Annotated in this window: 9 protein-coding genes and 1 pseudogene; 3 read left to right on the top strand and 7 right to left on the bottom strand. The window is 70.7% G+C overall.

What is annotated here, in order from left to right:
• Positions 1 to 4: 4 nt before the first annotated feature.
• Genes ACQEVJ_RS06650 through ACQEVJ_RS06660 form a run of 3 tightly spaced genes read right to left on the bottom strand, consistent with a single transcriptional unit; the run spans position 5 to position 5,200 of the window.
• On the bottom strand, positions 5 to 1,372 hold the full coding sequence (locus ACQEVJ_RS06650; RefSeq protein ID WP_433098222.1) for a maltokinase N-terminal cap-like domain-containing protein: 1,368 nt from the start codon (positions 1,370 to 1,372) through the stop codon (positions 5 to 7).
• Positions 1,369 to 3,120, bottom strand: a complete 1,752-nt coding sequence (gene treS / locus ACQEVJ_RS06655) for a maltose alpha-D-glucosyltransferase (RefSeq protein ID WP_433098224.1) — start codon at positions 3,118 to 3,120, stop codon at positions 1,369 to 1,371. Before treS ends, ACQEVJ_RS06650 begins: the two co-directional genes overlap by 4 nt.
• Positions 3,121 to 3,151: 31 nt before the next feature.
• The gene (locus tag ACQEVJ_RS06660) at positions 3,152 to 5,200 is read right to left on the bottom strand and encodes an alpha-1,4-glucan--maltose-1-phosphate maltosyltransferase (RefSeq protein WP_433098226.1); all 2,049 of its coding nucleotides are present in this window, start codon (positions 5,198 to 5,200) and stop codon (positions 3,152 to 3,154) included.
• Between the two features lie 378 nt (positions 5,201 to 5,578).
• On the opposite strand from ACQEVJ_RS06660, the gene glgP reads away from it, so the two are divergent.
• Both glgP and ACQEVJ_RS06670 read left to right on the top strand, forming a co-directional pair.
• Positions 5,579 to 8,176 carry an alpha-glucan family phosphorylase gene (gene glgP / locus ACQEVJ_RS06665; RefSeq protein ID WP_433098228.1) on the top strand — a complete coding sequence of 866 codons (2,598 nt, stop codon included), beginning with the start codon at positions 5,579 to 5,581 and terminating at the stop codon, positions 8,174 to 8,176.
• A 68-nt stretch (positions 8,177 to 8,244) separates the two neighbouring features.
• A complete protein-coding gene (locus ACQEVJ_RS06670; RefSeq protein WP_433098230.1) occupies positions 8,245 to 9,303 on the top strand; it encodes a glycosyltransferase family 4 protein in 1,059 nt (352 codons plus the stop codon).
• Positions 9,304 to 9,453: 150 nt separating this feature from the next.
• Here ACQEVJ_RS06670 and ACQEVJ_RS06675 read toward each other — a convergent pair whose 3' ends face one another.
• Together ACQEVJ_RS06675 and ACQEVJ_RS06680 are read right to left on the bottom strand one after the other, a co-directional pair.
• The gene (locus ACQEVJ_RS06675; protein ID WP_433112599.1) at positions 9,454 to 9,837 is read right to left on the bottom strand and encodes a transposase; all 384 of its coding nucleotides are present in this window, start codon (positions 9,835 to 9,837) and stop codon (positions 9,454 to 9,456) included.
• 355 nt (positions 9,838 to 10,192) lie between these two features.
• Positions 10,193 to 10,330 (bottom strand): annotated as a pseudogene (locus ACQEVJ_RS06680) (helix-turn-helix domain-containing protein); the annotation flags it as partial.
• A gap of 293 nt (positions 10,331 to 10,623) precedes the next feature.
• On the opposite strand from ACQEVJ_RS06680, the gene ACQEVJ_RS06685 reads away from it, so the two are divergent.
• Positions 10,624 to 11,397 (top strand): enoyl-CoA hydratase/isomerase family protein, encoded by a 774-nt coding sequence (locus ACQEVJ_RS06685; protein WP_433098232.1) that lies wholly within the window; start codon positions 10,624 to 10,626, stop codon positions 11,395 to 11,397.
• Between the two features lie 21 nt (positions 11,398 to 11,418).
• On the opposite strand, the gene ACQEVJ_RS06690 is transcribed toward ACQEVJ_RS06685, so the two are convergent.
• Positions 11,419 to 12,294, bottom strand: coding sequence for an alpha/beta fold hydrolase (locus ACQEVJ_RS06690; protein ID WP_433098234.1), 876 nt, complete (start codon positions 12,292 to 12,294; stop codon positions 11,419 to 11,421).
• Between the two features lie 43 nt (positions 12,295 to 12,337).
• Positions 12,338 to 15,046 carry a LuxR C-terminal-related transcriptional regulator gene (locus tag ACQEVJ_RS06695; protein WP_433098236.1) on the bottom strand — a complete coding sequence of 903 codons (2,709 nt, stop codon included), beginning with the start codon at positions 15,044 to 15,046 and terminating at the stop codon, positions 12,338 to 12,340.
• Between the last annotated feature and the right edge of the window lie 152 nt (positions 15,047 to 15,198).

Genomic DNA, 15,198 nt, shown 5'->3' on the forward strand with positions numbered 1-15,198 from the left:
CTTCTCAGCGGAACGCCGCGAGTGGGATGGGCAGCCACGAGGGGCGGTTGCGCGCCTCGTAGACGACCTCGTACACCGCCTTGCTCAGCTCCAGGGCGCGCAGCAGCACCGCGTCGTCGCCGCGGATGCGCCCGCCGCCCTCCGAGTAGCCGGCCAGGAACGCGGCGCGGTTGCGCTCCGACCACTCCCTGGCCCGGCTCTCCAGCCCGTCGGCGTTCGGATGCCCGGCCAGCAGATGCCGTGCGGCGTATTCGAACGAGCGCAGCATGCCGGCGACGTCACGCAGCGGCGAGTCGAGCGCCCGCCGCTCGGCCAGCGGCTGGCCCGGCTCGCCCTCGAAGTCGAGCACCACCCAGTCGGTCATGGTGCGCATGACCTGGCCGAGGTGGTAGTCGCCGTGCACCCGCTGCACCGGGATCTCGTGGCCGAGGTCGGACAGCCGGTCGAACGCGTCGGCGGCCACGGCGGCGTGCTCGCCGAGGTGCGGCACCTCGGTGACCGCCTTGTCCAGCCGGCGGCGGAACCGCTCGGTCATCCGCTTGATCTCGGGCGGCTCGATCGTCCCCGTGGGGAAGGCCTGCGCGAGCTCGCGGTGCACCTGGGCGGTGGCCAGTCCGAGCCGCTGCGCCTCGGCGGCGAAGTCGCCGCCGGCGTCCTCCGCCGGCATGTCCTCAGCGCACGCGTAGAGGTCGCGCACGCTGGTCAGCGCCATCGACCAGCCCTCGTTGGCGTTCTGCAGGTACTCCTGCATGATCGCCAAGGTCGTCGGCTCCTTGCCGGGACGGTCAGCACCGTTCAGCTCGGTCTCGATCCAGCCGTACGGCCTGGCCACATGAGCCGAGCCCGCGTCCGCGAGCGCCGTGATGATCTCCAGCTCGGGGTTCACCCCCGGGTTGAGCTGGCGGAACAGCTTGAATATGTACTTGTCGCCGTACACCAGCGAGGTGTTCGACTGCTCGGCGGTCAGCACGAGGCTGCGTTGCGAGGTGTCGATCTCCGCCCCGTGCGCGGGGTGGAAGCCGAGGCCGTCGAACCGGCGGTCGGCGGCCATCCCCTCCAGCAGGTGCCGCGTCAGGGCGGAGTCGTGCAGCGCGTCGTAGACGTTCACCTCGCGGCCGTCGCGGCGGCACGTGCCGATCAGCACGTGCCCGAGCCGGTCGGGCAGGTGCTCGCGCAGCCCGACCGGGATCTGGTAGCGCGTGCGGCGCTCCCCCTGCCGCACGCACACGATCAGATGGAGCAGCGCCGGGTCGCCGGCGGCGATCTCGATCTCGGAGTCGATGGACAGGTCGTCGATGGCGCGCCCCTTGCCGGCGAACCACCGTTGTCCGGTGATCCAGCCGGCCAGGAGTCCCTGAAGTGAAGTCGTCACTCCTCCTTCGTGCCGGCCGTCCTCTGCGTGACGGGCAGTGTGAACCAGTAGAACCCATGCCCAGGGAGCGTCAAAAGATACGGAAGCTCACCGATCGGCGGAAAAGGAACTCCGCCCATGCACTCGACCGGCGTGGATCCCTCGAACCTGCGCAGGTCGAGCTCGACCGGCTGGGGGAAGCGCGACAGGTTGTTGACGCACAGGACCCGGTCGTCGCCCAGCTCGCGCACGAACGCGAGCACGCTCGGGTTGGACGAGTTCAGCTCGGTGAACTCGCCGAGGCCGAACACCGGGTGACGCTTGCGGATCTCGATCATCCGCTTGGTGAAGTGGAGCAGCGAGCTCGCGCTCTTCTGCTGCGCCTCGACGTTGATCGCCTGGTACCCGTAGATCGGGTCCATGATCACCGGCAGGTAGAGCCGGCCGGGGTCGCAGCTCGAGAAGCCCGCGTTGCGGTCGGGCGTCCACTGCATCGGCGTGCGGACGCCGTCCCGGTCGCCGAGCCAGATGTTGTCGCCCATGCCGATCTCGTCGCCGTAGTACATCACGGGCGAGCCGGGCAGGCTGAGCAGCAGCGCGGTGAACAGCTCGATCTGGTTGCGGTCATTGTCCAGCAGCGTCGCCAGCCGGCGGCGGATGCCGACGTTGGCCCGCATCCGGGGGTCCTTGGCGTACTCGGAGTACATGTAGTCGCGCTCTTCGTCGGTGACCATCTCGAGCGTCAACTCGTCGTGGTTGCGCAGGAAGATGCCCCACTGGCAGTTCTCGGGGATCTTCGGCGTCTGGGCCATGATCTCCGAGATCGGGTAGCGCGACTCCCGCCGCACCGCCATGAAGATGCGCGGCATCAGCGGGAAGTGGAAGGCCATGTGGCACTCGTCGCCCCCGGTGACCGGGTCGCCGAAGTACTCCACCACGTCGGCCGGCCACTGGTTGGCCTCGGCCAGCAGCACCCGGTCGGGGTAGAGGCGGTCCACCTCGGCCCGCACCTGCTTCAGGTACGCGTGAGTCGCCGGCAGGTTCTCGCAGTTGGTGTCCTCCTGCTCGAACAGGTAGGGGATCGCGTCGAGCCGGAACCCGTCGATGCCGAGGTCGAGCCAGAAGCGGATGACCTCCAGCATCGCGTCCTGCACCGCGGGGTTCTCGAAGTTGAGGTCCGGCTGGTGGTGGAAGAACCGGTGCCAGTAGTACTGCCCGCGGACCGGGTCGTAGGTCCAGTTGGACGCCTCGGTGTCGATGAAGATGATCCGGGCGTCCTTGTAGCTCTCGTCGGTGTCGCTCCAGACGTAGAAGTCGCCGTACGGGCCCTCGGGGTCGTGCCGGGACGCCTGGAACCACGGGTGCTGGTCGCTGGTGTGGTTCATGACCAGGTCGGCGATGACGCGGATGCCCCGTTTGTGCGCCTCGTCGACCAGCTTGATGAAGTCCCCCAGGTCACCGAAGTCAGGAAGGATCTTCATGTAGTCCGAGATGTCGTACCCGCCGTCCTTGAGGGGGGACTCGTACAGCGGGAGCAGCCAGAGGCAGTCGATGCCGAGCCACTGGAGATAGTCCAGCTTCTCGATGAGGCCGCGGATGTCGCCGGTGCCGTCGCCGTTCGAGTCGGCGAAGCCCCGGATAAGCACCTCGTAGAAGACAGCCCGCTTGTACCAGCGCCGATCCCGTGGTTCCTCCTCGGTGAAGGTGTTCGGGACGGGCTGTGTGTGACTGGGCTGCGTGTGACTGGGCTGAGGTGTCGTCGAGCTCACCTTTTGACTCCCCGGATGTGCCGAGCTGCGCTCACGGGCGGTGCGCTGACCCGTGGCGGAGCGTGAGAATGTGTGCGGGATGGACGTGCGGGTCGAGGCGCACGTAGTTCGCCTGCCCCCAGCGGTACGACTCGCCCGACAGTTGGTCGTCCACGACGAACTCGGCATGCCAGTCGAGACCGAGGGTGGGCATGTCGAGCCAGACCGTCGCCTCGTGTGTGTTTTGTGGATCCAGATTGACGACGGCCAGCACGACATCGCCTAGTCCGTGCCGTCGTGAGGCCGTGTCATAGGCGCCGGGCAGCCGCTTTGAGAAGCAGATCACGTCCGGCTGGTCGACGTTGTGAAACCGTAGGTTACGCAATTCCTGGAGCGCCGGGTGTGCTCTTCTCAACAAATTGAGCTGGGTAATGAACGGGGCAAGGCTGCGGCCCTCACGTTCCGCCTCCGCCCAGTCACGGGGCCTGTACTGGTACTTCTCGCTGTCGAGGTACTCCTCGCTGCCCGGACGGACTGGGACGTTCTCGGCCAGTTCGTACCCAGAGTAGACCCCCCAGGTGGGTGCCATCAGCGCCGCCAGGACCGCCCGGATCTTGAAGGCCGGCACGCCTCCGTGCTGAAGGTACTCGTGCAGGATGTCGGGCGTGTTGACGAACAGGTTCGGCCGCAGGAAGTGCGAGGTCTCGTGGGACAGCTCCCGCAGGTACTCCTCCACCTCGGGCTTGGAGGTGCGCCAGGTGAAGTAGGTGTACGACTGGTGGAACCCGATCTTCGCGAGGGCCTGCAGCATGGCCGGGCGGGTGAACGCCTCGGCGAGGAACAGCACGTCGGGGTCGGTCGTGTTGATGTCGGAAAGCAGCCGCTCCCAGAACCGGACCGGCTTGGTGTGCGGGTTGTCCACCCGGAAGATCCGCACGCCGTGGTCCATCCAGTGCCGGACCACCCGCTTGATCTCCGCGTAGATCCCCTCGGGGTCCTTGTCGAAGTTCAGGGGGTAGATGTCCTGGTATTTCTTCGGCGGATTCTCGGCGTACGCGATCGAGCCGTCGGCCCGGATGTTGAACCACTCGGGGTGCTCCTTCACCCATGGGTGGTCGGGGGAGCACTGGAGCGCGAGGTCGAGGGCGACCTCCATGCCCAGCTCGCGTGCCTTGGCGACGAACTCGTCGAAGTCCTCGATCGTGCCCAGATCGGGATGGATCGCATCGTGCCCACCCTCCTGTGAGCCGATGGCCCAGGGCGACCCGGGGTCGTACTGGTCGGGGGTCAGGGTGTTGTTGCGGCCCTTGCGGAACTGCGTCCCGATCGGGTGGATCGGCGGCAGGTAGACCACGTCGAAGCCCATCTGGGCGATCGCCGGGAGCCGCTTGGCCGCCGTCCTGAACGTCCCCGACTTGGACGCGACGCCCTCCTGCCCCACCATGGCCCCCTCGGAGCGGGGGAAGAACTCGTACCACGAGCCGTACAGCGCCCGCCGCCGGTCCACTCGCACGCGGTTGCGGCCCGACCGGGTGAGCAGATCGCGCAGCGGGTGCGCGGCGATCAGCGCGGCCGTCTCGGGCAGCTGGGTCACCGCGAAGCGCGCCCTGGGGTCGACCGCCTCGTCGCGCAGGCGGGCCGCGAGGGCCAGCAGCGCGGCCCGGTGCCCGCAGGTGCCGCCCGCCTCCGCCGCCGTGCAGTCCGCCGCCCGCACGCCCTTGGCCGCCCGTTCGAACAGCCGGGCGCCCTCCTCGCACATGAGGTCGGCGTCCAGGTTGCGGGGGATCTTGATGCCCGCGTCGTGTATCCACGTGGCGATCGGATCACTCCAGGCCTCCACCCGGAACTGCCACAGGCCCTCGTTGGGCAGCGTCACCTCCACGCTCCACCGGTCGGTGCCGGGCGCGACCTCGCGCATGGGCAGCATCCGGCCCGGCGTGCCGCTCGGGTCGATCAACACCACGCCGGCGGCGACCGCGTCGTGTCCCTCCCGGAACACCGTCGCGCTGATCTCGAAGGTCTCTCCCGCGGCGGCCTTGGCGGGCCACTGGCCGCAGTCGACGACGGGCTGGATGTCCTGGATGGGAATGCGTCCGATCATCGTCACTTCGTACTCGGGGGCGGCACACCGGGTGCCGCCGGGGCTTGCGGGGCAGGAACGTCTGTGGTCAGGCGGGCAGCACGAGAAACAGGATCCGTTGGCGGCGGTCCTTCCTCGTCCATACAGGGGGTTGCCCTAATAGTCCACTCTTACCCCTGCCGAACGAAAGACCGCTCGTCGTGTTTGGGACGGCGTCCCCGGGAGATCGATCATTGCGTGCCGGTCACGCTGTCCGGCATGGCCATCGCCAGGTCAAGGGTACTTTGGTGGAGTTTGAACCGGTTTGATGGTGGTGAGAGCGTTCGAGAAGTGGCATCGCAGTACGACAAGTTTGATTCGGTCGCGCGTCGTGGCGCTGAGTAACTAGGGTCTGGCCCCGTGAGAGCTATCCGCAGGTTCACTGTCCGAACCGTTCTTCCCTCGCAGCTCGCACCTCTGGGCGAGTTGGTCCAAAACCTCCGTTGGTCGTGGCACCCCGAGACCATGGACCTGTTCGCCGAAGTGGATCCCGAGGTCTGGGAGCGCGTCGATCACGACCCCGTCGCGCTGCTCGGCGCGGTCGAGGCCGACAGGCTGCGCGAGCTCGCCCAGGACCGGCGCTTCCTGCGCCGCCTGGCAGACGCCGCCGACGACCTGCGCGAGTACATGACCGCCCCCCGGTGGTACCAGTCGCTGGAGGGCGCGCCGAAGGCGATCGGCTACTTCTCGCCCGAGTACGGCATCTCCGCCGCCCTGCCGCAGTACTCCGGCGGCCTCGGCATCCTCGCCGGCGACCACCTGAAGGCCGCCAGCGACCTCGGTGTGCCGATCCTCGGCGTCGGCCTGCTCTACCGGCACGGCTACTTCACCCAGTCGCTGTCCGCCGAGGGCTGGCAGCTTGAGCACTACCCCTCCCTCGACCCCGGCGGCCTGCCGCTCACCCTGCTCAAGGAGGAGGGCGGCGCGCCCGCCCGCATCAAGATCAGCCTGCCGGAGGGGCGCGTCCTGCACGCCCAGATCTGGGTGGCCCAGGTCGGCCGGGTGCCGCTGCTCCTGCTCGACTCCGACGTCGCCGAGAACGACACGGTCGCCAGGGACGTGACCGACCGCCTGTACGGCGGGGGCGGCGACCACCGGCTGATGCAGGAACTGCTGCTCGGCATCGGCGGCGTGCGGGCCATCCGGGCCTACTGCCGGATCACCGGCCACCCCGAGCCCGAGGTGTTCCACACCAACGAGGGCCACGCCGGCTTCCTCGGCCTGGAGCGCATCCGCGAGCTCACCGAGGCCCGGCTGTCGTTCGAGGAGGCCCTGGAGGCCGTACGCGCCGGGACCGTGTTCACCACCCACACGCCGGTCCCCGCGGGCATCGACCGGTTCCCGGCCGAGATGATCGCCCGGCAGTTCGGCGGGTCCAACGCGTGGCCGACGGTGTCGGTGGACCGCATCCTGGAACTCGGCGCCGAGCCGGACGGCCCCGAGGCCGACAAGTCGGTCTTCAACATGGCCGTCATGGGCATGCGGCTGGCCCAGCGGGTCAACGGCGTCTCCGAGCTGCACGGCCACGTCAGCCGGGAGATGTTCCAGGGCCTGTGGCCGGGCTTCGACGTGGACGAGGTGCCGATCGGCTCGATCACCAACGGCGTCCACGCCCCGACGTGGGTCGGCCGGGAGATGATGGAGCTCGCCGGCAAGGAGCTGCCCTCGCTGATCGACAAGGCGCAGGGCTGGGAGGGCGTGCACAAGCTCTCCGAGGCCGACATCTGGGGCATCCGCGCCAAGCTGCGCGCCCGCCTGGTCGAGGAGGCGCGCCGGCGGCTGCGCAAGTCGTGGCGGCAGCGCGGCGCCAGCGAGGCCGAGCTGGGCTGGGTTGACGAGGCGCTCGACCCGGACGTGCTGACGATCGGCTTCGCCCGGCGGGTGCCCTCGTACAAGCGGCTGACCCTGATGCTCAGCCAGCCCGGCCGGCTCCGCAGGCTGCTGCTCGACCCGGACAAGCCGGTGCAGATCGTCATCGCCGGCAAGGCGCACCCGGCCGACGAGGGCGGCAAGAAGCTCATCCAGCAGATCGTCCGCTTCGCCGACTCGGAGGACGTGCGGCACCGCATCATCTTCCTGCCCGACTACGACATGGCGCTCGGGCAGCTCATGGTGACGGGCTCCGACGTGTGGATGAACAACCCGCTGCGCCCGCTTGAGGCGTGCGGCACGTCCGGCATGAAGGCGGCGCTCAACGGCGGCCTCAACCTGTCCATCCGCGACGGATGGTGGGACGAGTGGTACGACGGCAACAACGGCTGGGCGATCCCCAGCGCCGACGGCGTGGACGACCCCGACCGCCGAGACGAGCTGGAGGCCACGGCGCTGTACGACCTCATCGAGCGTGAGGTCGCCGACCGCTTCTACGACCGGGCCGCCGACGGCCTGCCGCGGCGCTGGCTGGAGATGGTCAAGCACACGCTGAGCTCGCTCGGGCCGAAGGTGCTCGCCGGGCGCATGCTGCATGACTACGTCACCGACCTGTACACCCCGGCGGCGGCCTCCGCCGGCGCGCTCGCGGCCAACGGCTACGGCGACGCCCGGCTGTTCGCGGCCTGGAAGCTGCGCGTGGCCAAGGCGTGGCCGGGCGTACGGGTCGAGCACGTCGAGGCGACCGGCCTGGGGGACACCCCCGAGCTGGGGGCCCGGCTGGAGCTGCGGGCCACGATCGCCCTCGGCGAGCTGTCGCCCGAGGACGTCCAGGTCCAGGCCGCCTACGGCCGGGTGGGCGCGCACGACGAGCTGCTCTCACCCGGCTACGTCACGCTGAAGGTCGACTCGGTGGGCGACGACGGCCGGGCGCACTACACCGGCGTCGTGCCGCTGGACCGCACCGGCGCGTTCGGCTACAGCGTGCGCGTGGTCCCGTTCCACCCGCTGATGGCGTCCGTGGCGGAGCTCGGCCTCATCGCCGTCCCCGAGGAGCCGGTCGGCATGACCAACGGCACCCTGCGCTGACGCGGGTCACCCCTCTCACCCGCTTCCGTCGCAGGTGAGTCGCAGGTGAGAGGGGTAAGACCAGCACCATGGCACGGGCCCTGCACATCGGGATGGTCGCCCCGCCGTGGTATGACGTCCCGCCCCGCACGTACGGCGGTATCGAGGCGGTGGCCGCCGCCCTGGTCCGCGGCCTGCGGGAGCGCGGGCACCGGGTCACCGTCGTCGGGGCGGGTGACGGCGTGGATCTGCGTACCTACGACGAGCCGCCCTCGGCACGGATCGGCGAGCCGTTCCCCGAGGTGGTGCACGCGGCCGAGGCGGCCCGTCTCCTGCGGGGCCTGGACGTGGACATCGTCCACGACCACTCGCTGGCCGGGCCGCTCACCGCCGCAGGGCGGCTCGTGCCGACGGTCGTCACCTGCCACAACGACGTGAGCGGGGAGCTCGGGAACTACTACCGGAGCCTCGGCGCGGACGTGTCCCTGGTGGCCGTCTCCTCGGCCCAGCGCGCGCACGCGCCCGACCTGAACTGGGTGGGGCGGGTGCACAACGCGGTCGACGTCGCGGCGTGGCCGTTCCGGGAGCGCAAGGACGACTGGGTGCTGTGGCTGGGGCGGCTCAGCCCGGACAAGGGCGCGCACCTCGCGATCGAGGCGGCGCGGGCGGCGGGGCGCCGCATCCTGCTGGTCGGCAGGCGAGCCGAGCGGGCGGAGCAGACCTACTTCCGCGAGCGGGTGGAGCCACTGCTCGGGCCCGACGTCGAATACCTGGGAGAGGCGGACGGCCCGCTCAAGAACGAGCTGTTCTCCCGGGCCCGGTGCCTGGTGCTCCCGCTGCTCTGGGACGAGCCCTTCGGCATGGTCATGATCGAGGCGATGGCCTGCGGCACGCCGGTGGTGGCGCTGCGGCGGGGCGCCGTGCCCGAGGTCGTGGTGGACGGGGTGACCGGCTTCGTCCGCGACACGCCCGACGAGCTTCCGGCCGCGATCGAGGCGGTCTCCGCGCTGGACCCGCACGCGGTGCGCGACCGCGTGGTCCGGCACTTCGACGTGCCCGCGATGGTCGAGGGATACGAGCAGGTCTATCACGAGGTGACGGCCGCGACGGCGGCCGCTCCCCGGCGGCCCCTCCCGCTCGGTCGCTGATCTCCGTTCACTGAGTATCAGTGTTCTCAGTGACTCGCTCGTTGCCAGGCGAAGGTCCCCGTCTTACCCGGACGGGGGCCCGGTGCGGGGTAGACGCTTCACAGCCACCTGCCGGGCTGCACCCGGTCTTACGGTCGGCTCCACGTCCGTTTACCGTCTCCGGGCCACTCCCGGCGACGTGCTTGACAAGGCAAGCCAGATTGAGCGCGGCGTTGCGGGTCCCGGTCGATCATTGAGGGCTTCCACCACGATCGTGCCGTACTCGCGTGCCAGGCTCGTGGTGAGCTTGTGAATCGCGTCTCGGCGCAGGGCGGCCACCCGGTGGTGGACGCGGTTGCGGGCGGCGTCGGCGCGCCGCCACCGGTTCGACGGACGCAGCCCCGTGCGCCTGTCCGGCCCGCGCCTGCGCGACACCGCCCGCGACAGGCGGCGCAGCGTCCGCGAAGCACCCGCCCGCCTCGTACCGCACGGTGGCCGAGGAGATCCGCGCGGTCCCGGCCTCGATCCGCCGGGCCAGCTTGCGGGTGGACTCATGCGTCATGATCCTGCCCAGGCGGGGCAGCACCAGATAGGTGCGGCCCTCCAGTCGGATCGTCCCAGTGGTGAATCGCACCGACAAAGCCGCCGTGCGCTTGGACCGGAAGACTGGGAACCCCACCTTCGGTCCCTTACGATCGCCCTTCCTGAAATCACTCCAGTTCTTCAACGCGGCGGCCAGGCGCTCCAGGCCGCAGGCGTTGGCCTCCTTGGAGTTGTCCGCCCACCACGGCGCCACATCGTCTTTGGTCGTGTTCCACGCCTTGCGCAGTGAGTACATCGACCACGACAGCGGCGGAGTCAGCTGCTCATCGGCAATGCCGTACGACCTTTCCGCCTCCCGCTGCGCGAGGTTGGCCTTGACCAGAGCCAGACCCCAATTGAACGTGACCCGCGCCGCGCCGCAGTGCGACGCCAGGGCACGGGCCTGGGCAGGAGTGGGATCGAGGGCGTACCGGTACGCCTGGACGACCAGCAACAACCCTCCCAACGATCGCCAAACTCTATGTAGTCGGATGTTAACGGTGCGTCGCTGAATGTGGGGGGTTTCTGACGACTCGGCAGGCCGCCGCGGTGCTCGGCGTGAATGAGCGGATGGTGCACTCCTACGCGCGTGACCACGACGACTTTACCCAGCCCGAACGGTTCGGCCGGACCCTGGTGTGGAAGGTGGAACCGCTGCGACAGTGGCGGGCCAAGCACCCGCCCAGGCGGAAGAACACGGCGAACACTGACAGGTGCTGCAATAAATCGCAGCAGATCCAAACCTCTATGGTGGGGGCCATGGGTGAATTCGTCAGGGTGGAGATCTCCGAGCACATCGCCACGATCCGGCTCGACCGGCCGAAGATGAACGCGCTGAACCGGCAGGTCCAGGAGGAGATCGCGGAGGCAGCGCGGCTCGTGGACGCCGATCCGAACACGCACGCGGTCATCGTCTACGGCGGCGAACGCGTCTTCGCGGCCGGCGCCGACATCAAGGAGATGGCGGTCATGTCCTACGCCGACATGGCCGTGCACTCGCGCACTCTGCAGGACTGCTTCACCGCCGTCGCGCGGATCGGCAAGCCGGTGATCGCGGCGATCACCGGGTACGCGCTGGGCGGCGGCTGCGAGCTCGCGCTGTGCGCCGACTGGCGGGTGGCCGGGGAGAGCGCGAAGCTCGGCCAGCCGGAGATCACCCTCGGGATCATCCCCGGCGCGGGCGGGACCCAGCGCCTGCCCCGGCTCGTCGGGCCCGCCCGGGCCAAGGACCTGATCTTCACCGGGCGGCACGTGGACGCCGCCGAGGCGCTCGCCATCGGTTTGGTCGACCGGGTGGTGCCCGACGGCGAGGTCTACACGGCGGCGCTCGAACTCGCCGCGACCTTCGCCGAGGGGCCGGTCGCCGCGGTCCGGGCGGCCAAGTTCGCCATCGACCACGGCCTCGAGACCGACCTCGACACCGGCCTGGAGATCGAGCGGCTCCAGTTCTCCGGCCTGTTCGCCACACAGGACGCCAAGGAGGGCATGACGGCCTTCGCCGACAAGCGCCGCCCCAAATTCACGGGCAGCTGACACCCGGCCGACGGGCCGGGGTCACCCGGTGACCGTGTGGGCGAGGACGGCGTCGGCCAGTTCCGCGTGCACCTCGGGCGGCAGAGTGTGGCCCATGCCCTTGACCGTCATCAGCCGGGCGCCGGGGATCGACTCGGCGATGACGGCGCCGTGGCCCGGCTTGGCGGGTTCGTGCGTGCCCTCGACGACCAGGGTGGGCGCCTTGACCCGGTGCAGGGCGTCCACCGGCTCGAAGTCCGGCTTCGCCGCCGCCGCCAGCCGGTGGTTGGCCGCCGCGTCGAGGTTCCGCGCCCGGTCGTACAGGCGTTCCTGCAGCCTGCGCGAGGCGTCCTCGTCGAACGGCAGCCCGGTGCCGTGCAGCACGCGGTCCTCCGCGATCATGCGCTCGATCCGCTCCCGCCGGTCGCGCGGCGGCGGCGCGGCGATCAGCTCGCGGTAGAACGCGACGAACTCCTGCGTGGGCTCCGGCAGGCTGCCCTCGGGCTGCGGCTCGCCCATCAGCGCCCGCATGAGCACCGCGCCCTCACCGCCGCCGAGCGGCGAGGAGGCGATGACGGTGAGCGTCCGCACGCGCTCCGGCCGCTCCACCGCGATCAGCTGCCCGAGCAGCCCGCCCGCCGAATGGCCGACCAGATGCGCGCTGTCCAGCCCGTGCGCGTCCATCACCCGCAGCACGTCGTCCTTGATGTCGGCCCATGTGTACGGATCCTTCGAGAAGTCGATGACGTCGGACATCCCGGTGTCGCGGTGGTCGTAGCGGATCACGCGCCGGCCGCCGGCGGCGAGCCGGCCCACGAACTCGTCCGGCCACAGGATCCCCTGCGACATCGAACCCATCACCAGCACGATCGGCGCGTCGGCCGCGGCCCCGAACTCTTCACTCCAGATGTTTTGCATGGCTAGAGAATCTCGTCCGCGGCCGCCCGTGCCTTCCGTAGAACTACTGGGCCTTCTGCAGAACTACTAGCCGAGCCAGTTCCGTACGTGAGGTGATGCCGAGCTTCGGATAGATCTTGTACAGGTGGTATTCGACCGTGCGCGGGCTGAGGAACAGCCGGGCGGCGATCTCCTTGCTGGTCGCGCCGCCCGCCACAAGGGTGGCGATGCGCAGCTCCTGCGGGGTGAGCGCGTCCAGCGCCGTCCCCCGTACGTGGGGTATCGCCTCGGGAACCGGGGCCGTGTCCTTCTCGGCGCCCTTCCCGATGTCCTTGCCGACGTCCTTCCCGATGTCGTTCCCGACCCGGACGCTCTCGCCCGCCGCACGCAGCTCGCCGTACGCGCGCCGCGCCCACGGCGCCGCTCCCGCACGCTGGAACGTCTCAAACGCCGCGCGCAGGTGCGCCCTGGCCTCACCCGGCCGGTGCGTACGGCGCAGCCGCTCGCCCAGCAGCAGCCCCGTCCTGGCCGCCTCGAACGGGTTGGCGTGCAGTCGTGACGCCTCCAGGAGCGCCTCGACCGCCTGGTCGTCCGGCAGGACCAGGCCGCGGCACCGGGCGAGCAGTGCCCGCGACTCGGCCGTCCCCGCGTGGGCCGACCAGCGCTCGTACGCCTCCAGCGCCTTCCTGGCGGCGTCCTGGTCGCCGCCGCCCACGGCGGCCTCGATCCGGTCCGGCGTGGTCCGCCAGACCACCGTCGGATGCCCGGCGCCCGGCCCCGCCGAGACGATAGCGGTGAACCGGTCGTGCGCCGCGGCGAACCGGCCCAGGCACAGGTCGAGCATGGCCAGGGCGTACGCCGCGACCCCGACGCGCAGGCCCACCCGGTGCGGGACGGCGATGGCCAGCGCCTCCCCGGCGTACCGGGCGCAGGGCTCCTCCTCGCCGCGCAGGGCCGCCACGGCCGCGAGGTTGGCCAGATGCGCGGCCACGGTGTTGGCGTATCCGGCCTCGCGAGCCAGCTCCAGCCCCTCCTCCGAGACGGCCCGGCTCTCCGCGAGGCGCCCGGCCAGCCGTTCCGCGGTGGCGACGAACTCCAGCACCACGGGCAGCTGGCCCGTCATCCCGGAAACCCTGGCCACCCGCCCGGCCCGCTCGGACAGCTCGGCCGACAGGTCGCCTTCGCCCAGATAGCTGGCCGCCGCCGTCGCCCACAGGAACTCGCTCGCCTCGCGCAACTCACCCGTACGGCCGAGGGCCCGCCTGAGCAGGTCGTGCCCGCTGCCGTCGGCGAGCGTCGCGCCGATGCCGGTGACCACGTCGCGCAGGAACCCCTCGGGGAAGGCCGCCGCCCGCCGCCCGATCTCGATGATGGCCGCAGTGTCGCCGACGTACGACGCCGCCTCCGATGCGTCGGCCAGCATGTCCAGGGTGTCGCCCGACGCGAGGATCCGTACGGCCTCGGCGGCGTCGCCCGAGTTCAGCTCGAACCGTCCGCGCAGCTGGGCGATCTCCATGGTCAGCGCCGGGTCCGCCGCGGCCTGCTCGCGGGCCTCGGCCAGCAGGGACTCCGCCTGGCCGGGACGGCCCCCGAGCCATGCGGCCACGGCGGCGTCCTTGAGCCGCCGGGCGCGCACGAGCGGTTCGGGGGTGAGCTCGGCGGCCCTGGTCAGGGCGGTGGCGGCGGCGCCGTATCCGCCCCGGTCCCGGGCCCGTTCCGCGGTCCGCGCGAGCGCGGCGGCGACCGATTCGTCCTGGCCGAGCGCGGCCCCGGCCAGATGCCAGGCCCGCCGGTCCCCGCCGGACACCTCGGCCAGCGCCGCGTGCGCCTCGCGGCGTGCGGCGGGGGAGGCCGCCTCGTACACCGCCGACCGGATCAGCGGATGGCGGAACCGCACATGCGTCCCGGACACGCTCGCGAGCCCGGCGGACTCGAGCTCGGGCAGCGCCGCTTCGCCCGCGGCCGGCCGCTCGGCGGCCCGCAGCACCAGGTCGAGATCGCTCTCGACCGCCGCGAGCAGGGCCGTCAGCCGCGCCTCTTCGGACAGCGCGGCCACCCGGTCGCCGAAGAGCCGGTTCCCGCCGGGCAGCGGGTCGGGCAGCGGTTCCCGGCCGGCCCGCTGTGCGGGGGTGAGCAGCCGGGCCGTCTCGCGCAGCGCCAGCGGATTGCCTCCGGTCAATGTCACGAGGTCGCGCCTGACCGGCGCCGCGAGTGTGAAGCCGGCGTCGAGCAGTTCCGCGGCGGCCGGTTCGGCCAGCCCCGAGATCTCCAGCGGGGGCAGGCCCTTCACCGGCACGTCGCCCCGTACGGCCAGAGGCATCGCGATCGGCTCGGTGCCGAGCCGCCTGGCGGCGAACAGCAGGGCGTCGGCCGACGGCCGGTCCACCCATTGGAAATCGTCGACCACGCAGATCAGCCCGTCCGGCGCGGCGGCCTCGGCCAGCAGCGACAGCACCCCGGCCGCCAGCAGGAACCGATCGCCGGAACCGGCCGGGGCCAGCCCGAGCGCGCCGCGTACGGCCTCTGCCTGCGGTTCCGGCAGCGCGTCGAGCAGCCCGGTCACCGGCAGCAGCAACTGGTGCAGGGCGGCGAACGCCAGATCGGCCTCCGCCTCGACCCCCGTGGTCCGCAGCACTCGCATGGGCCCGCCCCGGGAGGCCGCCTGGTCGAGCAGCGCCGTCTTGCCGGCACCGGCCTCGCCGCGCAGCACCAGCGCGCCCCCGGAGCCTTTCCTGGCCCGATCGATCAGGTCGTCGATCGCGGCCGTTTCCACCGATCTGCCGTAAAGCACAACCGCAGACTGTATTGCGTGGCGAGGTCGCGTCCGACGTCCCTGTCCGGGGAGATGGCTGGAAGGCCGTTTCCCAGCCAGCTCTGAACAACTCTGCATTTTGCGTCAAGAAACGATCCAAAATGCCGCTATCG

This window comes from Microbispora sp. CA-102843 (genome assembly GCF_050936215.1).
GTDB lineage: Bacteria > Actinomycetota > Actinomycetes > Streptosporangiales > Streptosporangiaceae > Microbispora.